The 23,127-nt window shown below is 62.2% G+C and carries 19 protein-coding genes and 1 pseudogene; 17 read left to right on the top strand and 3 right to left on the bottom strand.

Going from position 1 to position 23,127, the window contains the following annotated elements; all coding sequences use genetic code 11:
* Positions 1-30: 30 nt before the first annotated feature.
* Genes BDB13_RS22060 through BDB13_RS22050 form a run of 3 tightly spaced genes read right to left on the bottom strand, consistent with a single transcriptional unit; the run spans position 31 to position 3,031 of the window.
* Positions 31-843 carry a carotenoid biosynthesis protein gene (locus tag BDB13_RS22060; RefSeq protein WP_094273702.1) on the bottom strand — a complete coding sequence of 271 codons (813 nt, stop codon included), beginning with the start codon at positions 841-843 and terminating at the stop codon, positions 31-33.
* Complete coding sequence (locus BDB13_RS22055) at positions 840-2,420, bottom strand: phytoene desaturase family protein (protein WP_094275103.1); 1,581 nt, start codon at positions 2,418-2,420, stop codon at positions 840-842. Before BDB13_RS22055 ends, BDB13_RS22060 begins: the two co-directional genes overlap by 4 nt.
* Positions 2,421-2,425: 5 nt before the next feature.
* Entirely contained in the window at positions 2,426-3,031 is a 606-nt protein-coding gene (locus BDB13_RS22050) for a GNAT family N-acetyltransferase (RefSeq protein WP_094273701.1), read from the bottom strand.
* A 215-nt stretch (positions 3,032-3,246) separates the two neighbouring features.
* Between BDB13_RS22050 and BDB13_RS22045 the strand changes: the two genes are divergently transcribed.
* The 17 genes and pseudogenes from BDB13_RS22045 (at position 3,247) to BDB13_RS21965 (ending at position 23,082) form a co-directional block, all read left to right on the top strand.
* Positions 3,247-3,813, top strand: a complete 567-nt coding sequence (locus BDB13_RS22045; RefSeq protein ID WP_254922916.1) for an SAV_6107 family HEPN domain-containing protein — start codon at positions 3,247-3,249, stop codon at positions 3,811-3,813.
* Positions 3,814-4,050: 237 nt separating this feature from the next.
* Entirely contained in the window at positions 4,051-4,506 is a 456-nt protein-coding gene (locus BDB13_RS22040) for a DUF3040 domain-containing protein (RefSeq protein WP_094273700.1), read from the top strand.
* A 496-nt stretch (positions 4,507-5,002) separates the two neighbouring features.
* Positions 5,003-5,434 (top strand): division/cell wall cluster transcriptional repressor MraZ, encoded by a 432-nt coding sequence (gene mraZ, locus BDB13_RS22035; RefSeq protein ID WP_094273699.1) that lies wholly within the window; start codon positions 5,003-5,005, stop codon positions 5,432-5,434.
* Positions 5,435-5,594: 160 nt separating this feature from the next.
* Entirely contained in the window at positions 5,595-6,608 is a 1,014-nt protein-coding gene (rsmH, locus tag BDB13_RS22030; protein WP_094275102.1) for a 16S rRNA (cytosine(1402)-N(4))-methyltransferase RsmH, read from the top strand.
* Positions 6,605-7,309: a hypothetical protein gene (locus BDB13_RS22025; RefSeq protein WP_094273698.1), complete on the top strand. Its 705-nt coding sequence runs from the start codon at positions 6,605-6,607 to the stop codon at positions 7,307-7,309. The genes rsmH and BDB13_RS22025 overlap by 4 nt, the downstream gene beginning before the upstream one ends.
* 59 nt (positions 7,310-7,368) lie before the next feature.
* The gene (locus tag BDB13_RS22020; protein WP_254923051.1) at positions 7,369-9,222 is read left to right on the top strand and encodes a peptidoglycan D,D-transpeptidase FtsI family protein; all 1,854 of its coding nucleotides are present in this window, start codon (positions 7,369-7,371) and stop codon (positions 9,220-9,222) included.
* 132 nt (positions 9,223-9,354) lie between these two features.
* A complete protein-coding gene (locus BDB13_RS22015) occupies positions 9,355-11,007 on the top strand; it encodes a UDP-N-acetylmuramoyl-L-alanyl-D-glutamate--2,6-diaminopimelate ligase (protein WP_176459738.1) in 1,653 nt (550 codons plus the stop codon).
* Positions 11,004-12,503 carry a UDP-N-acetylmuramoyl-tripeptide--D-alanyl-D-alanine ligase gene (locus BDB13_RS22010; RefSeq protein WP_094273697.1) on the top strand — a complete coding sequence of 500 codons (1,500 nt, stop codon included), beginning with the start codon at positions 11,004-11,006 and terminating at the stop codon, positions 12,501-12,503. The genes BDB13_RS22015 and BDB13_RS22010 overlap by 4 nt, the downstream gene beginning before the upstream one ends.
* Entirely contained in the window at positions 12,500-13,582 is a 1,083-nt protein-coding gene (gene mraY / locus BDB13_RS22005; protein ID WP_094273696.1) for a phospho-N-acetylmuramoyl-pentapeptide-transferase, read from the top strand. The genes BDB13_RS22010 and mraY overlap by 4 nt, the downstream gene beginning before the upstream one ends.
* A gap of 2 nt (positions 13,583-13,584) precedes the next feature.
* Complete coding sequence (gene murD, locus BDB13_RS22000) at positions 13,585-15,129, top strand: UDP-N-acetylmuramoyl-L-alanine--D-glutamate ligase (RefSeq protein ID WP_176459650.1); 1,545 nt, start codon at positions 13,585-13,587, stop codon at positions 15,127-15,129.
* A complete protein-coding gene (gene ftsW, locus BDB13_RS21995; protein WP_094273695.1) occupies positions 15,126-16,478 on the top strand; it encodes a putative lipid II flippase FtsW in 1,353 nt (450 codons plus the stop codon). Before murD ends, ftsW begins: the two co-directional genes overlap by 4 nt.
* Positions 16,475-17,646, top strand: a pseudogene (murG, locus tag BDB13_RS21990) (undecaprenyldiphospho-muramoylpentapeptide beta-N-acetylglucosaminyltransferase). Before ftsW ends, murG begins: the two are co-directional and overlap by 4 nt.
* Entirely contained in the window at positions 17,643-19,154 is a 1,512-nt protein-coding gene (murC, locus tag BDB13_RS21985; protein ID WP_094273694.1) for a UDP-N-acetylmuramate--L-alanine ligase, read from the top strand. Before murG ends, murC begins: the two are co-directional and overlap by 4 nt.
* A 170-nt stretch (positions 19,155-19,324) precedes the next feature.
* Positions 19,325-19,963: a cell division protein FtsQ/DivIB gene (locus BDB13_RS21980; RefSeq protein ID WP_441347244.1), complete on the top strand. Its 639-nt coding sequence runs from the start codon at positions 19,325-19,327 to the stop codon at positions 19,961-19,963.
* Positions 19,964-20,182: 219 nt separating this feature from the next.
* Complete coding sequence (ftsZ, locus tag BDB13_RS21975) at positions 20,183-21,370, top strand: cell division protein FtsZ (RefSeq protein ID WP_094273692.1); 1,188 nt, start codon at positions 20,183-20,185, stop codon at positions 21,368-21,370.
* A gap of 151 nt (positions 21,371-21,521) precedes the next feature.
* Positions 21,522-22,319 carry a peptidoglycan editing factor PgeF gene (pgeF, locus tag BDB13_RS21970; protein WP_094273691.1) on the top strand — a complete coding sequence of 266 codons (798 nt, stop codon included), beginning with the start codon at positions 21,522-21,524 and terminating at the stop codon, positions 22,317-22,319.
* Positions 22,320-22,329: 10 nt separating this feature from the next.
* Positions 22,330-23,082: a YggS family pyridoxal phosphate-dependent enzyme gene (locus BDB13_RS21965; RefSeq protein ID WP_094273690.1), complete on the top strand. Its 753-nt coding sequence runs from the start codon at positions 22,330-22,332 to the stop codon at positions 23,080-23,082.
* The last annotated feature ends 45 nt before the right edge of the window (positions 23,083-23,127 follow it).

Genomic DNA, 23,127 nt, shown 5'->3' with positions numbered 1-23,127 from the left:
TCGTTATCGTGCCAGTCGCGTCATCCGTAGTCAGCGACGAGGGGGTGTGTCGGCCAGTGAAGTTCGATCCCGGATGAAGGTGAGTAGCAGCCAGGATCCGAGAATCCCCATCATGGCGAATCCGTACATCGCCGAGTAACGCAACTCCGCGGCGCTGAGGAAGACGGAGTGCGCGAGGGCCGAACCGAGCCAGGTCCACAGAAACAGCCCGATGGGGACGGCCTCGGAGCGGGAGTCCTTCTCGTACCGCGTCGAGATCAGCTCCATGATTGTCGCCATCACCACGCCGACCACGATCCAACCGGCGTAGTTGGTCAACGGAATGTGCGAGATACCGGGCAATCCGGCATTTTCGGCGCACCACGCCCACTGGCGATCGGCCACCATCTGCGGATCGAGGTACAGGTCCCATCCGAGCAATCCCAGAACTGTCAGTGTTATGCGACTGATCCGGCGAGGCACCGTCGAAAAGTTCCGAACCAGGCGGGTTGCGACGCACCAGATCGGATAGAAGCCGGCGGTCCAGGCAAAAGGAATGATCAAGGGGACACCGGACAATGCCGGTCCTAGTCGATCGACGCTGTAGCTGTAACAGCCGTACGGAATTCCGGTTGCTGTTCCGACTATTTCCGACGCAAACCCGATTCCGGCGGTGACCGCGATCAACGCAATCGTCCACGCCGCACCGCGGTTGATCAACGCATGACTGATCGATGCAGCGGCGAGCAATCCGACGACGGCGATCGTGACGAGATCGCGGGTAGGCCCGTCGACCAGCGGGTACACGATCTGCGCTCCGACAGCGGCGAGCGCCAGAATCAGCGGAACCCTTTGCGGTGTCACTTCTTTCGAAGGATTCGGCGGCGCAGCGAGTGTCCGCGTCGTTCGGAGAGTGCAATGCGAGCAGCGCTGCGACCGCTCGCTCCGGATACTCCGCCGCCGGGGTGCGTCGACGCGCCGGTGAGGTATAGGCCGTCTGCCCCCGGTACCCGATGAGCTGACAGTTCCGGGAGTGGACGCCAGAGCATCATCTGGTCGAGTGACATCTCGACGTGCATGACGTTGCCGCCGATCAAGCCCATCTCGGACTCGAGATCTCGCGGAGTTTGAATGTGTCGCGCAAGGATGCTGGCGCTGAAGCCGGGGGCCGACGCCTCCATCTCTCCGATGATGCGATCAGCCTCGGATTCTGCCAGCGATGCCCAGTCTCGATTTCCGCTCAGTCGGTACGGCTGCCACTGCGACCACAATGTCACCTGGTGCTCGCCCGGGGGAGCGATGCTGGGATCGATCCCGCTGAAACTCATACCGAGGACCGCGGGGCGCGGTGGCAGTTCGCCGCCCGCCGCAGCGCCTTGAGCGGTTCGCAGGTGGGCGCGATCGGAGACCAGAAGTTGTAGTCCCGACGTGCTCTCGTCGATCGAGGCCGACGGATACTGCGGTAGTTCGGACGTCGCCAACCGCAGGACCATGCCGATTCCCGGGCCGACTCGAATCCTTCGTCGCCACCGCTCCAGGGTGGTTGCGTCGAAGCCGCCGTTGCCGAGAAGCTGGAGCGTTGTCAGGATGTGGCAGCCGGCGATGACGGTGCGGGCTTGAACTTCCAGCCCGCTCGCCGTGGTGACAGTCCAGAGATCGCCGCGACGGGTGACCGCGGTGACGGCGTCGCCGAGGCTGACCGTGGCACCGTCGGCCTGCATCCGCGACATGAGCGCTGCGCTGAGTGCGCCGCTTCCGCCGACTGCTCGGCCCGGGGGGAGCGTGTGCATGAGTGCTGCGAACCCCACCATGGGAGCGGTACCAGGCTCAGACATCGGTGGGCCCGACTGGGCTCCGAACCATGCGAGTGCAGCTTTGAGGGGTTCGCTGTCGAAGTACTCGTCGAGGAGGGAGTCGCCGGTGGCAAGGAATTGGCGCGAGATGTCGCTGCCGCCGCTACCGGTGTCGAGACCCCAGAATGACGACAGCAGATTCGGGCCCGTCGGCGGGGCGGAGAATGCGCGCATGACTCGGCTGCTGCGCTCCGACCAGACGGAAACGAACTTGCGGTAGGCGTCGGCATCTCTTGTGCCACATGCTTGCTCGATAGATCTGCAGGTTTTGTCGAGGTCGCGGTGGAAGACGATTCCGGGACGGTCCGAACCAGGCGGAGGCGGCGCGAAGGCCCAGGGATCACAGTCGATGTACCGGAGTCCGTGTGCTGCGAGCCCGAGTTCTTCGATGATTCCGGTGTGTCGAATCATGATGTGGGCCGACGAACCGCGATCCACTTTGTGTCCGGGGAATCGCTCGACGGTCGATACCGCGCCGCCGGGGACAGTGTCCTTTTCGAACACGCGAACCGACCAGCCTTCACGGGCGAGGTACGCGGCCGAGACCAACGCGTTGTGGCCGGAACCGATGACGGCCGCATCGAGAATGTGCGTCACAGGGGCAATCCTCTACCGAGGACGGCAAACGGCCGACTGTCTCCGGAGAAGCGGAAGCGTCGGAGCACGTCCTGAAATCCGAGCCGGCGGTACAGGCGCCACGCCCGATTGTCCTCGTCGAACACTTCGGGAGTGGAGAGCAGAACCGAGCGCTCGGACCGATCATGGAGGAGATGCCGGATCAGAGATTCGCCCAGTCGATGGCCTTGGCCGTTGGGATGAACATGCAACTCGGTCAGTTCGAAGTAGTCGTCGAGAATGGCTGAGATCTCCGACTGTGGACGTCCGGAACGGTGCAGTCCGTGCAGGACCTGCTGGTGCCACCACTGATCTGAGCTCCCGTGATAGCCGTAGGCAATTCCGACCAGCGACTCTACTGCGGGTGAACCGGACTCGGGTCCGGCGAGCGCGCCTACTGCTTTCCATCCGGGGCGGGTTGAGTGCTCTGTCCACATGGGTGCTCGATGGAACTCGGTGCCGCGCGGATAGTCCATTGCGGTGACGTACACGGTCAACGCCTCGTGCAGTCGTTTCGCGAATTCCTCGCGGTTCAGTTCAACCGTGTGTGGTGTCCAGGCGATCTGCGGGTCGACCGGTCTCACCTCTTCTCTTGACGACTTGTCGGTGGGTGCAGTTATATTGAATAGGTCGAACGAATGTTCGATGTGAGTGATCTGGAACTGGCGGGCAATCGTCGGTTTCGGTCCGCTCGCGAGGTTCGCGGTGATGTGGGGATGCCCGAAGGGAAGCGGGCATCACCACATCGTCGGATTCTGTTTTTCTTGGAGTGAATCCCTACGTCACGGGAGGTGCCCGGATGTCTGAACGAGTGAAGTCCGAACGAGCAAAGTCTGAACGAATCTTGCCCGCGGAATTGTCGAGTCCGTCGGTGTCAGCGGTGTCCAGACTTCCGGCAACTTCGGGAACCGCAAAACTGCCCGAACACTCGGTGGGTTCCTCCGAAGTGAAGGGTTCCGGAGATCGGCCCAGTGGCGGATTCGCATGGAATCTAGTGGGGAAGGCCGACGCATTGCTGGCCGAATCCGCCGGCGCCGGCGACGCTGCGGACCGTTTCCGATGCGGCTACCTGGCGGCGCTGCGAGGTGCCGGTGCGGTGTTGGCCGTCGGTGTGGTCGGGACAGGGTCGCGACGCAAGCGAAGCGGCAACGCCTGGGCGCTCCTGGATTCTGCGGCACCTACATTCGGTGCCTGGTCGCGATATTTTGCGGGATGGTCGGATGCGAGGGCGGCGGTCGAGACGGGACTTCGTGTCGAGATCAGTGATGCCGATGCGGATGCATTTGTTGTCGAAGTCGGCCGATTTTTGACTGCAGTCGAGGAATACATCGGGCAGGCGCTTCGAATCGATCTGAGAGCGTCCTGAGATTTACTGCGCCTGAGAAGTCCGAATTTGCAGAAATTGCAGGTTGCAGGGCCGGATCGGAGCCGATTTACCGGTCGTCGACACGAATACGTACGCTTGTGGCGGAACTTGTACGTGGAGTTGGTGGTCCGGGACCTAAACTACTCGTATTATAAAAACAGGTAGTCGTTCACGTTGATTACCCGCCGCCTCACACCGTGAGGTGGTTGCCAAACTTCCAGTGCCGGGGGAGGTACCGTGCCACTCTCCGAGCACGAGCAGCGCATGCTCGATCAGATCGAGAGCGCTCTCTATGCCGAAGACCCCAAGTTCGCCTCCAATGTGCGGGGTGGCCGTATGCGGGCGCCGTCTAGTCGGCGGCGTTTCCAGGCGGCAGCTCTATTAGTGCTGGGTCTGGTCCTGTTGATTGCGGGAGTCGCACTCCCGTTCAAACCGGGCGGTTTTCCGATAATCAGTTTGGTCGGGTTCCTGTTCATGTTCGGTGCCGGCATCCTGCTCCTGTGGGGTGGCGGTCGACGTACAACAGGAACGCAAACTGCCAATGGTGCTACTCACGGCAGCGATACTCAGTCCGGACCTCCGGGTGCTGGTGGGCCGAGCGGCGGTCGAGGGCACTCACGCGGACGAAGGTCAGGCGGTGGATTCTCTTCTCGCATGGAAGATCGATTCCGTCGTAGGTTCGAGCAGGAGTAGCTCGCAAGCAGATATGTCCGTCGATTGCCCTGCTCGCTGGGTCAGCGGGGGAGTCCTTCAGCGGTCGCGTGATCTGAGTAGTTGATGACTCTGGCAGGCGACATGTTCGAACGTTTCAGGACGGTCGGCAACCTTTGGTTGCCGACCGTCCTTGCATTTACAGGACGTTGGTCCTCCTCCACTTTCCTCCCCTGGTAAGGAAGGAAATGGAAGCATGTTCGAGCCCGGGTGGCATTGGTAGGTAATTCCGTATTCTGAGCTGGGCTTTTGTCCAATTTGAGGGTTTACAAGGCTCGGCTGTTGTGATCTGCGGACGTGTGGCTCGTACCACTTCTCGCAATATTCCCCAGCTTCCCCCACCTGCTTTGAACTGCTATTACTCAGCAAATCGGACTCTTGGATGCCCGTTTGCTCCTTGTGCGTGGGGGAAAGTGGGGTACTGTGGGTGCGGGCGGAGAGCTTTGGGACCACAATTCGCCCAATCGGGAGGTGTCGAGTGTTTCTCGGTACCTTCACGCCGAAGCTCGATGACAAAGGTCGGCTCACCTTGCCGGCAAAGTTCCGTGAAGAGTTGTCAGGAGGGTTGATGATCACCAAAAGTCAGGATCACAGCCTTGCTGTCTATCCTCGGGACGAGTTCGTCAAGCTTGCCCGCAAAGCAGCGGCAGCTCCACGCAATGATCCAGCAGCACGGGCGTATGTTCGCGCTCTCGCAGCTGGGACAGATGAACAGCACGCCGATGCCCAGGGGCGAATCACCCTCTCGGCTGATCATCGGCGTTACGCAAACCTTTCCAAGGAATGTGTAGTGACCGGCTCTGTCGACTACCTCGAAATCTGGGATCTTGCAGCCTGGGAGAGGTATCTCGGAGACAACGAAGAGGACTATTCGCAGGCAAACGGCGAATCTCTCAGTGAGATCGTCTAGCGGCGGATAGTTCACGGCGAATGCCGCGAGGCCTCTGCCCGGAAAGACCCTGACGCACTTCCCCAGCGCCAGGTTCTACTTCGGGCAGGGACCTCGAAGCATTCGCTGGTTCGAATAGTCATTCTTCATCGGAATCATGAAAGTAGGAGCCGGAGCAAACATGGTTGATCGCGAGGTGAACGAACCCTCGGACGCCGACGGCTTCGCGCACGTTCCTGTTCTGTTGCATCGCGCTGACGACCTTCTCGGTCCCGCCATCACCGCTGTCGGTGACGGCGGCGCCGGCGCGGTCATGATCGACGCGACACTCGGTCTCGGTGGACACTCCGAGTTCTTTCTCGGTAAGTACCCCGGACTCCACCTGATCGGTCTCGATCGCGATACCAACGCGCTGCGGATCGCCTCCGAGCGACTTGCGCCCTTTGCGGATCGAACCACGTTCGTGCACACCACCTATGACGGAATCGAAGACGCACTCGAAGAGGCGGGCCTTCCCACCACCGAGTCGGTACACGCGATCCTCTTCGACCTCGGCGTGTCTTCCATGCAGTTGGACGAGGCCGATCGAGGGTTCGCCTACTCCATCGATGCGCCGTTGGACATGCGGATGGACCAAACAGTCGGGCTCACCGCGGCCGAGGTTCTCAACACTTACAGTCATGGTGATCTCGCTCGAATCCTGAGTACGTACGGCGAAGAACGTTTCGCAGGCAAGATTGCCTCCGAGGTACTTCGGCAGCGCGAGAAGGAACCGTTCACAACCAGTGCGGCTCTGGTCGAGTTGTTGTATCGGGCAATTCCCGCAGCCACCCGTCGTACCGGTGGGCATCCCGCCAAGCGCACGTTCCAAGCTCTGCGGATCGAGGTCAACGCCGAGTTGGATTCTTTGCGCGCGGCAGTGCCCGCTGGTCTGGAAGCTCTGGCTGTCGGCGGCCGCGTGGTCTTCATGTCGTATCAGTCGCTCGAGGATCGAGTTGTCAAGGCGGAGTTGGTTCCACGCTCCAAGTCGACCAGCCCCGAGGGGCTTCCGGTCGAGCTTCCCGGGATGGGGCCCGAGTTCAAAATCCTCACCCGCGGTGCTGAGCGAGCGTCGGAGCAGGAAATCGAAGAGAACCCGCGATCGGCACCGGTTCGATTGCGAGCAGCCGAGCGTATTGCCAGGAGGCGGGCATGACGACGCAGGGAATCAGTGGGGACGATTCTTCGCAGAAGCGCCGTTCCGGTGCAGCGCAGCGTGCCTACGACAAGCGAATGGCCCGTACGGTCGGACGTACGTCGACGGGTAGCGAATCCGGGTTTTCGACCTCTCGCACGGGAGAGTTCAAAGCACGAATTCCGTTTGTTGCCTCCATCATCGGATTGTTCTCGATCGGCCTCGCAGTGACGCTGCTCCTGACAACCAGGTCCGCCGAAGACTCCTATCAGCTGAGCGATGCCCGCGCATTCAATCAGTCTTTGGTGGAGCAGAAGGCGGCTCTCGAGCGGGACTACCAATCGCGTAATTCGGCGCCGGAGCTTGCCAACGCGGCAAATGCTCTCGGAATGGTCCCGGCAAAGGATCCGGCTCGGCTCGTTGTGCATCCGGACGGAACCGTCGAAGTTGTCGGTACACCGGCGCCGGCAAGCGCGGCGCCGATGCCGCCCCTCGACGCTCCCGTCCCGGCACCTGTGGTTCCGAGGACGTCCGGAGCTCCGACAACGGTTCCGAGAACAACTGTGCCGAAAACAACGGTGCCAGTCCCACCCGCCGCGACACCCGGCGTGCCCAACAACCCGCAAAACCTCGCTCACGGTGAGCAATTGGTTGCGGTGACCTCTGCGCCGGCGCTGCCGACATCGGCGGCGGTGCCGACACCGACCGAGGATCGTCGGTGAATCGCAACTCCGAGTACGACGGCCCTCGGCGAGATTCGGGTAGGCGTCCTGCCGCGCCGGTGAACCGGAAGCGTGCACGCGCGTCCAAGACTTCCGCCTTCCCGTTTCGCCAGCGAGTCGGGCGCATCACGATGTGTGGCGCGCTTGCGGTTGCGGCGTTGCAGCTCTTGTGGATTCAGGGCGTCGACGCGCCGAGTCTGGCTGCCGAGGCGGCAAACCAGAGGGCTACAACCCAGGTGGATCCGGCGGTGCGGGGATCGATCACCGACCGCAACGGCAACCCCCTCGCATTTACCATGGAAGCGAAAGCTCTTACGTTCCAACCGAAAGCGGTACGTGCAGAGTTGGAAGACGCTCGGGCCAAGAGCATCGAAGCGGGCGTCGAAGTCGACAAGCAGGCACCCGAGGTAGCGGATCGCATTGCCGAGATCGCCGCCGGAGTTCACGCGAAGTTGGGCGATGCCGCTCCGGAAAAAGAAGTCCTCGCGAAGATGAACAGCGACGAGACTTTTGTCTATCTGGCGCGAAGCGTCGATCCTGCTGTGGCAGCGGAGATTTCGTCCAGCTTTCGTGAGGTAGGCGTCGAACGCCAGGACATACGTGAGTACCCGGGTGGGTCCTTGGCAGCCAACATGGTCGGTGCAACGGGGTGGGACGGGCACGGACTTCTGGGGCTCGAGTCCTCGATGGATTCGACGCTGGCCGGTATCGACGGTTCCCAGACGTACGACCGCGGCAGCGACGGCGCAGTGATTCCAGGCAGTTGGCGGGACAAGCAGCCCGCCGTCAACGGCTCGGGGGTTGAGCTCACGATCGATTCCGATTTGCAGTTCTTCGTGCAGCAGCAGGCACAGATCGCGAAGGACAAGTCCGGCGCGAAGAACGTGTCGGTCGTGGTTCTCGACTCTGCGACCAGCCAAGTTCTGGCGATGGCCAACGACAACACGTTCAACCCCGGGATCGGTCTCGAAAACAATCTGCGGTCGGTCGAGACGGGCAATCTGTCGGTCACAAGTCCCTTCGAACCCGGCTCTGTGAACAAGATCATCACGGCGGCCGCGGCCATCGAGAACGGACTGACCACACCGGACGAGGTTCTGCAGGTTCCGGGCAGCATTACAATGTCCGGTGCCACAGTCAAGGACGCGTGGGATCACGGTGTTGCTCCCTATACGTCCACCGGTGTGTTCGGAAAGTCTTCCAACGTCGGAACTTTGATGCTGGCGCAACGCGTCGGCGAGGATCGCTTTGCCGACATGCTCGACAAGTTCGGTCTGGGCCAGCGCACCGAGGTCGGGCTTCCCGACGAGAGTGCCGGCCTTTTGCCCGATCGCGACCAGTGGTCCGGTGGTACCTTCGCCAACCTCCCTATCGGCCAGGGTTTGTCGATGACGTTGCTGCAGATGACTGGTATTTATCAGGCAATCGCCAACGACGGAGTGCGGATTCCGCCGCGCATCGTAAAATCCACGGTGGACTCGACGGGGGTGCGAACCGAGCTGCCGCAACCCGAGGGTATCGAGGTGGTCAGTCCGGAAACAGCGGCAACGGTACGTGACATGTTCCGCTCGGTGACTCAGGACGACACCGGAAATCAGCGCGGCACGGGTGTGGCCGCCGGCGTCGAGGGTTACCAGGTCAGCGGCAAGACCGGCACCGCCCAGCAGATTGATCCGGCGTGTAAGTGCTACTCCAACTCCAACTACTGGATCACCTTTGCCGGCATTGCTCCGGCAGACAATCCGCGTTTCGTGATCGGAATCATGCTCGACGCTCCTGTTCGGGGTGTCGACGGCGGAGGCGGACAGTCCGCGGCGCCGTTGTTCCACAACATTGCCTCGTGGATGCTGCAGCGTGACAGCGTTCCGATGTCTCCGGATCCGGGTCGTAAGTTGGTGCTGCAGGCAGACTGATGGCGTGGGAATCATGATCGACGCGGTCTTCGTCGGTTCCCGCGCACGGTAATCTCAGACGTCGCAGTTTTCTTGTTTCAGGATCCTGTGACTGCCTTTCGACCAACGACAATTGCCAGGAGCCGAGTGACAGTGCCGAACAGTTCTCCGTCGTCGTCGGATTCTTCCGCATCATCACTGCCTGGTGCTGCGCAGAGTGCCCGACCAGCTCATCCGATCGACACGGAGATCGCGGTTCTGGCGGCGTTGTCCGGGGCCCGCCTCGACTGGCTTCATGTCGAATGGATGGGCGCCGCGACGGCAGTGGACGTCGTCTCCGGTGTTGATCTGCGGGCGCAGGCAATAGTTCCGGGAGATCTGTTTGCGGCGTTGCCGGGTGCTCGCTCGCACGGCGCCGAGTTCGCCGGCGATGCACTTGCCCGCGGAGCTGCCGCGATCTTGACGGACGAAGCCGGCCTGGGTTTGCTTCGCAGATCCGTCCCGAAGACTGACCGACCGGTGAGGATTTTGGTACATCCGAAGCCTCGTGACGTGCTCGGCGAGATCTCGGCCGAAATTTACGGCCGACCGTCGGAGAAGATGCAGGTCATCGGCATCACCGGGACCTCAGGCAAGACCACGACGTCGTATTTGCTCGAAGCTGCACTGGCCGGCGCCGGACGTAAACCGGGCTTGGTGGGCACTATCGAGACCCGGATCGACGGGCGCCATGTGCCGAGCGCCCTCACGACACCGGAAGCGCCGCAGTTGCATGCGTTGTTCGCAGTGATGGCGGAGCAAGGTATCGATACCGTCGTGATGGAAGTGTCGAGTCACGCTCTTTCGCTCGGGCGAGTCGACGGTATCCGTTTCGATATCGGCGCGTTCACCAATCTTTCACAGGACCACCTGGATTTTCACCGAGATTTCGAAGAGTACTTCGCGGCGAAGGCTCGCCTGTTCGATCCGGAGTCGACTGTTCGGGCCGACCGTTCCGTCATCTGCGTCGACGACGTCTGGGGTCGCCGGATGGCGGAACTCGTCGCCGCTGATTCTCTGACCACCGTGTCGACTTCCGAGTCCGACGCCGATTGGAATGTCGGATCGGTCGAGGTTGCCGACGACGGTTCGCAGACTTTCGATGTGATCGGACCGGATGGGCAGTCGTCGCCGGTGTCGTTGCGGCTTCCCGGGCGATACAACGTTGCGAATGCTGCCCTCGCTCTGACTATCTGCGTTGCCGCCGATATCGATCTGCCTGCAGCCGTAGCGGCAGTGGGAGCAGTCGATGTTCCCGGCCGCGTCCAGCGCATCGATCGTGGCCAAGGATTCCTCGCCGTCGTCGACTATGCACACAAGCCCGCTGCGCTCGAAGCAGTCATTGCGACGCTGCGAAATCAGGTTTCCGGTCGAGTCGGGGTCGTTGTCGGTGCCGGTGGCGACCGAGATGCCGGCAAGCGAGCACTGATGGGTGAAGCGAGCGCGCGCGGCAGTGATCTGCTGATCGTCACAGATGACAATCCGAGGACTGAAGTGCCCGCCACGATTCGCGCTGCAGTGATGGCGGGCGCGCTGGCGGTTCCGGAATCCGAGCGCGGGGTGGTGCTCGAGGTGGGGGATCGCGCCGCGGCGATCGAACAAGCTGTTCGTTGGGCACAGCCCGGCGACGTAGTACTGGTGGCCGGCAAAGGTCACGAAACAGGTCAGGAAATCGACGGGGTCAAGCATCCTTTCGATGACCGCGAGGTGCTGGGCGAGATGATCGACCGGATCGTCGTCAACACAGCACATGGAGGCAAGAAATGATCCCGATGACGCTCTCTCGGATTGCCGAGATCGTCGGAGGAACCCTGCACGACGTCGACGATCCGTCGGCGACCGTGACGGGGACCGTCGAATTCGATTCTCGCAGAATAGGTCCGGGTGGACTCTTCCTGGCGCTGCCAGGAGCCCGCGTCGACGGTCACGAGCATGCGGGTGCGGCAGTCGCTGCCGGTGCAGTGGCTGTGTTGGCGGCTCGGCCCGTGGGAGTGCCGGCAATCGTGGTGGCACCACACTCGTCGACCGGCCCGAGTTCGGTGATGGCTCTCGAACATGACGAGGACGGCAGTGGTGCAGCGGTGCTGCGTGCGCTGGGCCTGCTGGCCCGAGCAGTCGTCGACACGTTGTCGGCCGACAGCGGGCTGACCGTCGTCGGAATCACCGGTTCCGCCGGGAAAACATCCACCAAGGATCTTGTTGCCGCAGTATTGCGCGGGTCCGGTGAGGTTGTTGCACCGCCGGGTTCGTTCAACAACGAACTGGGCCACCCGTGGACCGCCCTGCGTGCCGACGAGCAGACAGACTTTCTGGTGCTGGAGATGTCGGCCCGCGGTATCGGCCACATCGCGGAATTGGCACAGATCGCGCCGCCCAAGATCGGTGTCGTCCTGAACGTGGGCACTGCGCACCTCGGTGAGTTCGGCTCCCGAGAAGCCATCGCGACCACGAAAGGCGAACTGGTAGAAGCTCTTCCGTCGGCTGCTGAGGGTGGTGTCGCCATTCTCAATGCCGATGATCGTATGGTCGCGGCAATGGCGTCCCGTACTGATGCGCGTGTGGTGCTGGTCGGACAATCCGAAGGTGCCCACGTCCGGGCAACAGACGTGACGGTCGACGATCAAGCCCGGGCAACGTTCACACTGAATTCGGACAAGGGTTCGGCGCGAATTCGGCTGGCCGTCCACGGTGAACATCAGGTCGGGAATGCACTCGCTGCTGCGGCGGTAGCCCTGGAAAACGGCGTCTCGGTCGCGGATATCGCTCGCATCCTCGAAGACACCAAGGCAGCTTCGGCTCGGCGCATGGAGGTCACCGAACGCAGTGACGGCGTCACCGTCATCAACGACAGCTACAACGCCAACCCGGAGTCGATGCGCGCTGCGCTCAAGGCACTGGTGTCGATGGCACGCTCGGATCGACACTTCGGCCGTCGAAGCTGGGCAGTGCTCGGCGAAATGGCGGAACTCGGACCCGAATCCGTCATCGAACACGATGCGATCGGCAGGCTCGCTGTGCGTCTCGATGTCAGCAAGCTGATCGTGGTCGGGACCGGGCGTACGGCTCGCGCGATGAATCAGGGTGCTGTGATGGAGGGTTCCTGGGGTGACGAGTCCGTAGTGGTCCCCGACGCTGCGGCTGCCGTGGCGATCCTCGAATCTGAACTGGCGCCCGGTGACCTGGTGTTGGTCAAGGCATCTCAGTCGATCGGTCTCTGGACGGTCGCCGAGGCGGTTCTGGCACAGAAGCAGGTGTCCGAGTGATTCAAATTCTGCTGGCCGCCGGCATATCGCTCGCGGTCTCGATCATGCTCACCCCGATTCTGATCAAGGCGTTCGCCAAACAGGGATTCGGTCAGGAGATCCGGACCGAAGGTCCGGCCAGTCATCAGGCGAAGCGCGGAACACCGACGATGGGTGGTGTCGCGATCCTCGCCGGAATTTGGGCGGGATACTTCGGCACTCACCTCATCGGAATGGGTATCGACGGGGCGAGCGGACCGTCGGCGTCGGGGCTACTTGTTCTCGGCCTGACCACCGCGCTCGGTGGTGTCGGGTTCCTCGACGATTTCATCAAGATTCGCAAGCAACGCAACCTCGGACTGAACAAGACGGCCAAGCTCGTCGGACAGTTTGTCGCCGCAGTGATCTTCGGCATCCTCGCGTTGCAGTTCCGCGGTGCCGACGGCTTGACTCCGGGCAGTGTTCATCTGTCCTACGTTCGTGACATTGCGACGGTGTCTCTCGGTTCCGTCGTGTTCATCGCGTTCTGCTACCTGCTGGTCAGTGCCTGGTCCAACGCCGTCAACCTCACCGACGGTTTGGACGGACTGGCTGCGGGAGCAATGAGTTTCGTTCTCGGCGCGTACGTCATCATCACCTTCTGGCAGTTCCGCAATTCGTGCGAGACCAGTCCGGTCAAGGGCTGCTACGACGTTCGTGACCCGCTCGACCTTGCGTTGATCTGTGCTGCCGGCGCGGGTGCGTGCATCGGGTTCCTGTGGTGGAACGCGGCTCCGGCCAAGATCTTCATGGGGGACACCGGTTCGTTGGCACTCGGCGGCATGCTTGCCGGACTGTCGATCACCACGAACACCGAATTGTTGATGGTTGTCATCGGCGCACTGTTCGTCGCTGAGGCCGCGTCGGTGGTGATCCAGGTAGCGGTGTTCAAGTCCAGCCGCCGACGGGTATTCCGAATGGCTCCGTTCCATCATCACTTCGAGCTTGCCGGGTGGGCGGAAACCACGGTCATCATCAGATTCTGGTTGCTGGCCGCAATCGCGTCGGCTATCGGACTGGCGCTCTTCTACAGCGAGTTCCTCGCAGCCATCGGAGGCTGACCGTGACCAACTCTGTGAACTCGACCAACTCGGGGAACGATCTGAGTTGGCTTCGCGGACAAAGAGTATTGGTCGCCGGTGGCAGAGTCTCCGGCCAGGCGACCATCGAACCACTGGTAGCCCTTGGTGCCGTGGTGACGGTCGCCGATTCCACGCTGGATTTTGCGGATCGTTGCGCCGAACTCGGTGCCGATACGGTCACCACCAGCTCGATCGAGGCAGATCAGAATTCGATCAAGCAGTACGCGCTCGTCGTGACGAGTCCGGGGTTCCGGCCGGACGCACCGATTCTCGCGGCAGCTGCCGGTCACGGTATTCCGATCTGGGGTGACGTCGAGTTTTCGTGGCGGGTCGATCACTGCGGTCTGTACGGGCCGCCGCGAAAGTGGCTCGTCGTCACGGGGACCAACGGCAAGACGACAACAACCTCGATGCTCGCTTCGATTCTGGACGCTGCGGATCTAGAAGGTCGCGCGTGCGGCAATATCGGTCTGCCGGTGTTGGAAGCGTTGAAAGACACGTCGCCTCGCGTCGACTATCTGGCCGTCGAGCTGTCGTCGTTCCAATTGCACTGGGCGCCTTCGGTGCGCCCTGATGCCGGCGTAGTTCTCAATGTCGCTGAAGACCACCTGGATTGGCACGGCGGTATGGCCGCGTATGCCGAGGCGAAGGCACGGGCGCTCAGTGGCAAGGTCGCGGTCGTCGGACTTGACGACGCTATTGCCGCGCAATTGGGCCACGCTGCTTCTGCCGACGTAGTCGTCGGCTTCCGATTGGGCATTCCGGCAGACGGAGAATTGGGTGTTGTCGACGGGTTTCTCGTCGACAACGCATTCGGGACTGGCGTGCAACTGGCGGAGGCTGCGGATATCGATCCGCCCGGTCCGGCCGGAATCATGGACGCACTTGCCGCTGCCGCTCTCGCCCGAGCTGTCGGGATCGATGCCGGCGCTGTTCGGGCCGGATTGGCAGCTCATCAGGTGGGACCGCATCGTGGCGCAGTTGTCGGCACGGTCGGTTCGGTGGTCTTCGTCGACGATTCCAAAGCCACTAATCCGCATGCCGCCCGGCCGTCGATCTTGGCGCACGAACGTGTGGTGTGGATTGCCGGTGGACTCCTCAAGGGTGCCAGCGTCGACGAGTTGGTGGCCGAGGTCGGCAGCAGGCTCGCCGGCGCAGTGCTGCTGGGAAGCGATGCCGGTGAGATCGAGCAGGCGTTGTCGCGACACGCGCCCGAGGTCCCCGTCGTCCGCGTGGGAACGGAGGACGATGCACAGGTGAACAAAATTCACAGCTCGTCGACCAAGTTCGTGACGTTGCCCTCGGGATCCGACGCGGATGCGGTGATGGCGGCCGTGGTCGGTGAAGCCGCGGCGTTGGCCTTGGTATCGGTACAGCCTGGCAGCGCGGTAGTCCTTGCGCCGGCAGCTGCGTCGTTGGACATGTTCGCCAGTTACGGCCATCGCGGCAACAGTTTTGCGGCGGCAGTAGCGGCGCTGTCCGATCAGCCACCTGGTTCGGTGGGCGAAGCCGGAAACGCACAATGACTCAGGGTCCCAAGACCCGAATCGGTGCCTGGTTGGCGCGGCCGTTGGCGTCGTTCCATCTGGTGGTCACGATTGCCGTGATGTTGACGGTCTTGGGCCTGGTGATGGTGCTGTCCGCCTCGGGCGTCGAGCAATACACAAGCGGTGGTTCAGCCTATTCGTTGTTCATTCAGCAGTTGATTTTCGCGGTGCTGGGTTCGGTACTTTTTTATGTCGCCTTGAGGATTCCGGCGCGCACGCTTCGACGATTCTCCTTTCCGGTTTTTGTCATCGTGCTGATCATGCTTGTGCTGGTGCTCATTCCGGGTATCGGCACAGCCGCTCAGGGCGCGCGTCGATGGTTCACGGTGGGCGGATTCTCGCTTCAACCGTCGGAGCTCATGAAAGTTGTGCTCGCAATTTGGGGTGCGCACTTGCTTGCGTCGCGGAGACCCGACGACAATTCGGTTCGTACGATCCTGATCCCGCTGGTGCCGGCAGCGTTGTTGGTGTTCGCTTTGGTTGTCGCACAACCGAACCTGAGCACGACAATCGCTTTGGGAATCATCCTCGGTGCGCTCTTGTGGTTCGGCGGTCTTCCGCTGAAATTGTTCGGAACTATTGCCGTCACCGGCGTCGTGCTCGCCGGAACACTTGCATTGACGGCTGGATACCGGTCGGACCGGGTCAAGTCGTTCTTCAATCCCAGTGATGACCTTCAAGGCGGCAATTACCAGGCGAAGCAAGCTCTGTATTCGCTCGCTGACGGCAGAATCTTCGGTGTGGGGTTGGGTCAGAGCGCCGCGAAATGGAATTATCTGCCCAACGCGCACAACGACTTCATCTTCGCGATTATCGGCGAGGAACTGGGTTATGTCGGTTGCCTAGTCGTGCTCGGACTCTTCGCGGGGTTTGTCTACACGGGCTTGCGTATCGCGGCCCGAAGTATCGACCCGTTCTGGCGACTGCTCTCCGCCACGGCAACCACGTGGATCGTCGGCCAAGCGATGATCAATATCGGATACGTGATCGGGTTGCTCCCCGTGACCGGCCTTCAGTTGCCACTGGTCTCCGCCGGCGGTTCGTCGCTCGCGATCACGTTGTTCATGTTCGGCATCATCGCGAATGCCGCGCGCCACGAACCCGAAGCTGTCGCTGCCCTGCAGTCGGGTCAGGACGGTAAGATTTCCAGGCTCCTGCGGTTGCCGATGCCGGTTCCGTATCGGGCTTCCGGCGCGGTTCGTCGTGTTGCCCCGCAGCGTCGCAACGAGCAGGTGCGGCAGGCAGGGCAGAATAGACAACGTCGGCAGGCGCCGACTCGGAACACTCAGGACCCACAAGATATTCGAGAGCGAGGAATTCGTAGGTGAGCGGCAAAAATTCGGCCCTGTCGGTAGTAGTGGCCGGGGAGGAACAGCCGGTCATATCGAGCCAGCTCTGGCAGTGGCGGACGCAGTGAAAGCTCTGGCCCCCGACACCGTCATTACAGCGCTGGGCACGGCCCGAGGGCTGGAAACGACGTTGGTACCGGCCCGCGGATACACCCTCGAACTGATCCCACCAGTCCCGTTGCCCCGTAAGCCGAGGATGGATCTGGTGAAACTCCCGATGCGTATTCGGGCTTCGGTCCGTAAGACGCGCGAGGTCCTCGACGCCGTCGATGCGGACGTCATCGTGGGTTTCGGTGGATATGTGGCATTGCCCGCGTATCTCGCTGCCCGCGGTGGGGTGCTTCGACGCCGTCGCAGCATCCCGATTGTCATTCACGAAGCCAATGCCAGTGCCGGTATCGCGAACAAGATCGGCGCACGACTTGCAACGCGAGTTCTGGCTGCCGTGCCGGGATCAGGTGTGAAGAATCGCGGTGCCGACGATGCTGACATCGTGGGGATTCCGGTTCGGGCGTCCATCGCGAATTTCGACCGGGTGGGTTTGCGTTCGCAGGCTCGGGAGTACTTCGGGCTTCCGCAAGACGGGCCGGTTCTGCTGGTCTTCGGAGGTTCACAGGGCGCCGCATCACTGAACGACGCGGTCAGTGGAGCGGCTCAGGCTCTGGCTGATGCCGGAATCTCGGTGCTGCATGCGCACGGCCCCAAGAACTCGCTTGTCGTTACGCAGCATTCGGCGTCGGCGCCGTATGTTGCTGTTCCGTACCTGTCTCGGATGGACCTTGCGTATGCGGCCGCCGACGCCACGATTTGCCGTTCGGGTGCAATGACGGTTGCCGAGGTGTCGGCAGTTGGACTACCGGCTGTGTACGTCCCGTTGCCACACGGAAACGGAGAGCAGGAACTCAATGCAAAACCTGTGGTCGCCGCGGGCGGCGCGGTCATCGTCAGGGACGCTGACCTGACGCCCGCGTTTGTAGCCGCCACCGTCGTGCCATTGCTCGTCGACGCGCCGCGTCTGCAGGAGATGAGCGACGGCGCCAGCGGCTTGGGGCACCGAACTGCCGCCACCGAAATTGCGCGAATCGTTCTGGAAACAGCAGAACGCCACAACACAGCTGTAAGCAACAACATTAGGGGAAACCGATGACCGCGCTGCCCGCCCACCTCGAGCGAGTACACATGGTGGGAATAGGCGGTGCCGGCATGTCCGGTATCGCACGAATTCTGTTGTCCCGCGGTGGACTTGTATCAGGGTCGGACGCGAAGGAAAGCCGTGGCGTGTTGGCGTTGCGGGCGCGCGGAGCGCAAGTCCGTATCGGTCACGACGCCGATGCACTCGACTTGTTGCCCGGTGGGCCCACCGTAGTTGTCACTACGCATGCAGCGATTCCCAAGGACAATCCTGAACTCGTCGAGGCGGCACGTCGTGGGATTCCGGTGATTCTCCGGCCGGCGGTTCTTGCGTCGTTGATGGAGGGAAACCGCACGTTCCTGGTTTCGGGTACGCACGGTAAGACGTCGACGACGTCGATGTTGGTGGTTGCGCTGCAGCACTGCGGTTTCGATCCGTCGTTTGCAGTGGGCGGCGAACTCAACGAAGCCGGAACCAACGCGCACCACGGCAGTGGAGACGTCTTCGTGGCCGAGGCGGACGAGAGCGACGGGTCGCTCCTGCAGTACGACCCCGACGCGATAGTCGTGACCAATATCGAAGCCGATCACCTGGATTACTTCGGAAGTGTCGAGAAGTACGTTCAGGTATTCGATGATTTTGTCGACAAACTGGCCCCCGGCGGTCTGCTGATCGCGTGTCTCGACGACGAAGGTTCTGCGGATCTTGCGAAGCGCGTAGTTGCATCCGGCCGCAAGGACATTCGGGTTATCGGCTACGGCAGTGCGGATGTCGATGCACCTGACGCGTTCGAGCCTGTCGACGGAGTCGAGGTGGGCGTGCGCCTACTCGATTTCCGTGCCCACGACGTAGGCGGTGTACTTCAATTCCAGTTGGCCGGAGAAGCGGCTGCGCGGACGGTGCGCATGGCTGTTCCGGGACGCCATATGGCGTTGAATGCGCTTGCTGCACTCTTGGCTGCAAAAGATGCGGGCGCAGAAATCGACGAAATCGTCGAAGGTCTAGCCGGATTCGGGGGAGTGCACCGACGCTTCCAGTTCACCGGTCGTGAGCGCGGAGTGCGAGTCTTCGACGACTACGCGCACCATCCCACCGAGGTGCGTGCCGTGCTGAGTGCTGCGGCAGATCTCGTTCGCCCGCAGGATGATTCGTCGGTATCGAATTCCGCGGCCGGTCGGGTAATCGTGGTATTCCAGCCGCACCTGTATTCGCGGACGGCTACTTTCGCTACGGAGTTCGCGGCTGCCTTGGACTTGGCCGACGAGGTGGTCGTGCTCGACGTCTACGGCGCCCGCGAAGAACCGATGCCCGGTGTCAGTGGGGCTCTGGTTGCCCAGTCGGTCACCAAACCCGTTCACTATCAGCCTGATCTGTCGTTGGCGCCGCGTCAGGTTGCCGGGCTCGCGCACCCCGGCGACATCGTCATCACGATGGGTGCGGGTGATGTCACGATGTTGGGCAAGCAGATCCTCGATGCGCTGCGCACGGTTCCTCATCAGGCTCAGCGCACGCAGTCGCGATGAGTCCTGACGCACGCAGTCACCGGGGTCGTCGAGATCCGGGGGCGCGGCGGGCCACGAGCACGCGTCGGCGAAGCACTCGAACCGAATCCCGCTATTCGACGCGTGCAGCCGTGCCGGTAGCGGCGCCGGAGCCCACACCGAAGGCGCCGTGGTTCAAGCGACCCGCGATCATGCTGCCGTTTGCGACAGTGGTCGTCGTCGGGCTTTTCCTGACAGCATGGTTGTCTCCGGTGCTTTCGGTGCGCGGCACCGAGGTCCGGGGAGCGACGACGGTTGGCGAGTCGGAGATTCTGGAATTGCTGGCGATTCCCGCGGGCCAGCCGCTGATGCGGGTGGACACCGGCTCGGCTGCGGCGCGGGTTGCGGCCATTCCCAAAGTGGCGTCGGCGCGGGTGCAGCGAATGTATCCGTCGACCATTCGCGTGACGGTGACCGAACGCGTGCCGGTGGTGTTCATCGATTCTCCGGAAGGTGCGCATCTTCTGGACGAAGCGGGCATTGATTTCGAGATGGGTGTTCCGCCGCCGGGTGTGCCGCGATTGGTGACGGCAGCACCGGGGTGGAACGATCCGTCGACGTTGGCTGCGCTGAACGTCCTGGCCGCCTTGCCGCCGGAACTACGTTTCCAGGTGGGAGAGGTTGCTGCGCGGTCGATTTCGGATGTGTCATTGACTCTGGTGGACGGGCGAGTGGTCAACTGGGGAGGCGTCGAGAAGTCTGATCGCAAGGCTGTGGTGACGCTTCCGCTGCTGACTCAGCCAGGTCAGACCTACGACGTATCGAGCCCTGATCTTCCGACAGTGCGTTAGCTTGCGTCGAATACAGTGTATTTACGTCAAATACTTCCGTCTGTCTCGGCGCGCCTAATGGCGGATCGTGACGCCGGTGCATAGCGTTTGCTTTCAGATCGAGTACTTGACATAACTCTAACCCTGTGGTTGAGGTTGAGTGTTGAGATTCCAGCGTTACCCAGCTTCATCCAGCAATAGACAAAACAATGCGTAATACGACACGGAAGGCGAGAGCCGATGACGCCCCCGCATAACTACCTCGCCGTAATCAAGGTCGTCGGCATCGGCGGCGGCGGCGTGAACGCAGTCAACCGCATGATCGAACAGGGACTCAAGGGAGTCGAGTTCATCGCGGTCAACACGGACGCGCAAGCCCTCCTGATGAGTGACGCCGACGTCAAGCTCGACGTCGGTCGCGAACTGACCCGCGGTCTCGGTGCCGGTGCTGATCCTGAGGTCGGCCGCAAGGCTGCCGAGGATCACAAGGACGAGATCGAAGAGGTCATCAAGGGCGCCGACATGGTGTTCGTGACCGCTGGTGAAGGCGGTGGAACCGGAACCGGTGGCGCCCCTGTCGTCGCGGCCATCGCGCGGAAGCTGGGCGCACTGACGGTCGGCGTCGTGACGCGGCCGTTCTCCTTCGAAGGCAAGCGACGTGGCGGCCAGGCCGACACGGGAATTCAGGCATTGCGCGAGTCGTGCGACACGCTCATTGTCATCCCCAACGATCGCCTGCTTCAGCTCGGCGACGCGGCCGTCAGTCTGATGGATGCGTTCCGTAGCGCCGACGAGGTTCTCCTCAACGGCGTTCAGGGCATCACCGACCTGATCACCACGCCCGGACTGATCAACGTGGACTTCGCGGACGTGAAGGGCGTTATGTCCGGTGCGGGTAGTGCGCTCATGGGTATCGGCTCGTCCCGCGGCGAAGGCCGAGCGATCAAAGCCGCTGAGTCCGCTATCAACTCGCCGCTTCTCGAAGCATCGATGGAAGGCGCCCGCGGCGTTCTGCTGTCGATCGCCGGCGGCAGCGATCTGGGCTTGTTCGAGATCAACGAAGCGGCAACGCTCGTGCAGGAAGCCGCACATATCGACGCCAACATCATCTTCGGAACGGTCATCGACGATTCACTCGGCGACGAAGTTCGTGTGACGGTCATCGCTGCCGGTTTCGACGGCGGTGCGCCTGCGCGTCGTCCGGTCGAGTCGAGTGCACCCGGCCGCGGATCCATCGGCGCCGGCCGGGCGGGTGAGGTCGGACGTTCACCCGTTGCGGCGGAACCCCCTGTGGAGCAGCAGGTTCCGGTCGCGCGTGAGCCCATCGGCGGCGGCTCGCTGCCGCCGCTCGACGGACCGCGTCACGCACCACAACCGGAAGACGACGGCGACGACGACGTCGACGTTCCCGTCTTCATGCGTCGCTGACAGTCGCTGACGACAGCGCCGCGCACAGTCTCGAGATCAGGGTATCCAGTTTTCTGGGTACCCTGTTCTTGACTGATCCTTTATTCATCCAAGAACTGCACCCGGATCATGTCCCATGTAGCAGTGAACATTCGACGTTTGTGAGCACAAAATCTTGAGTACCGAGAAGCCGACCGCTAATTTTCGAGTCCGCCGCGTCGTGACGAGTCGAGCAGGCGGTGTTTCACAGGCGCCGTACGACTCGTTCAACCTCGGTGACCACGTTGGCGACAACGCCGACGCCGTCGAGTCCAATCGTCGTCGCCTCGCGCAGGAAATCGGCGTCGAGCCGAATCATCTTGTCTGGATGGAACAAATCCATTCGCGCAACGTCACCGTCGTGACGGCGCCGACGGACGAGGTCATTGCGGTGACCGATGCTTTGGTCACCACCGTTCCCGGCCTTGCGCTCGCGACGCTCAGTGCCGACTGTGTTCCGGTTCTGCTGTCCGACGAGCAAGCCGGAGTGATCGCCGCGATTCATGCCGGTCGGATCGGCGCCCGCATCGGAATCGTGCCTCGTGTGTTGGCCGAGATGGTCCGCCAGGGTGCCGACGTTTCGCGTATCGGAGCCTTCCTCGGACCTGCCGCCAGCGGCCGCCAGTACGAGGTTCCCGCGGCGATGCGCGCTGATGTGGAAAAGCACTTGCCGGGCAGTGCAACTCGCACTGTAAAGGGCACTCCCGGGCTCGACCTCCGGGCCGGAATCCGCAAGCAACTCCTCGATGCGGGTGTTACCGGCGTTGCCGAGGATCCGCGTTGCACCATCGAGGACAAGGCACTGTTCAGTCATCGTCGCGAGTCACTCACGGGACGTCAGGCCGCAGTGATCTGGATGGATCCGATCGCCCCGGCCGTAGCTCCGATCGAATCCGCACCAGCCGAATCCGCAGCTGCGGAAACCGACTAGGTCATTCGGTATGAACGACGACGCCGATTCTTCGCGAGTAGCCGACATCGCGTCGGCACTCGACTCGGTGCGGGCCAGACTGGCGGCGGCGTGTGTCGCTGCCGGTCGGCCCGCCACCGACGTGAAGCTCCTGCCGGTGACAAAGTATTTTCCGGCATCTGATGCGCGGATTCTCTACGACTTGGGTTGCCGTGAGTTCGGGGAGTCCCGCGAGCAGGAAGCGATCACGAAAGTCGCGGAATTCGACGCTGCGACGCGTACTGAGTCCGCCGAGCCCGTTCGCTGGCACATGATCGGCCAGTTGCAGCGGAACAAGGCGCGATCCGTCGCCAAATGGGCCTACGCAATTCACTCCGTCGACAGCTCACGGCTGGCCGATGCCCTCGATCGTGGCGCGCTCGGCGCGCTCGACGACGGTGATCGCACCTCGCCGTTGCGCGTGTTGATCCAAGTCAGTCTCGACGGTGACCCCTCGCGTGGCGGTGTCACTCTCGAAGAATTGGCATCTCTTGCCGACAGAATCGAGCGAGCCGAGGGGTTGGAATTTTCCGGCCTGATGGCCGTTCCGCCGCTGGGTTCCGATCCCGACGAGCAGTTCTCGATCCTGCACGGCGCGCATCGGGCGCTCCTCGAATCACACCCCGGTGCAATCGAATTGTCGGCCGGCATGACCGGCGATCTGGAGGCGGCAGTTCGCCACGGATCGACATGCGTGCGTGTCGGAACCGCACTGCTCGGCTCACGACCAGTAACCTCGAAATGATCGCTCAGGTGATCGCCCAACCCGTCCACACCGCTGCGACCGGTC

This window comes from Rhodococcus sp. OK302, from assembly GCF_002245895.1.
GTDB lineage: Bacteria > Actinomycetota > Actinomycetes > Mycobacteriales > Mycobacteriaceae > Rhodococcus_F.
The sequence above is the reverse complement of the archived record's forward strand: the minus strand, read 5'-3'. Positions and strand labels throughout refer to the sequence as shown.

Coding starts and splice junctions, on each gene's coding strand:
- BDB13_RS22045 (WP_254922916.1), top strand. CDS start 3,247: ATGTCTGAACGAGTGAAGTCCGAACGAGCAAAGTCTGAACGAATCTTG.
- rsmH (WP_094275102.1), top strand. CDS start 5,595: ATGGTTGATCGCGAGGTGAACGAACCCTCGGACGCCGACGGCTTCGCG.
- BDB13_RS22025 (WP_094273698.1), top strand. CDS start 6,605: ATGACGACGCAGGGAATCAGTGGGGACGATTCTTCGCAGAAGCGCCGT.
- BDB13_RS22010 (WP_094273697.1), top strand. CDS start 11,004: ATGATCCCGATGACGCTCTCTCGGATTGCCGAGATCGTCGGAGGAACC.
- ftsW (WP_094273695.1), top strand. CDS start 15,126: ATGACTCAGGGTCCCAAGACCCGAATCGGTGCCTGGTTGGCGCGGCCG.
- murC (WP_094273694.1), top strand. CDS start 17,643: ATGACCGCGCTGCCCGCCCACCTCGAGCGAGTACACATGGTGGGAATA.
- BDB13_RS21980 (WP_441347244.1), top strand. CDS start 19,325: ATGCTGCCGTTTGCGACAGTGGTCGTCGTCGGGCTTTTCCTGACAGCA.
- ftsZ (WP_094273692.1), top strand. CDS start 20,183: ATGACGCCCCCGCATAACTACCTCGCCGTAATCAAGGTCGTCGGCATC.
- BDB13_RS21965 (WP_094273690.1), top strand. CDS start 22,330: ATGAACGACGACGCCGATTCTTCGCGAGTAGCCGACATCGCGTCGGCA.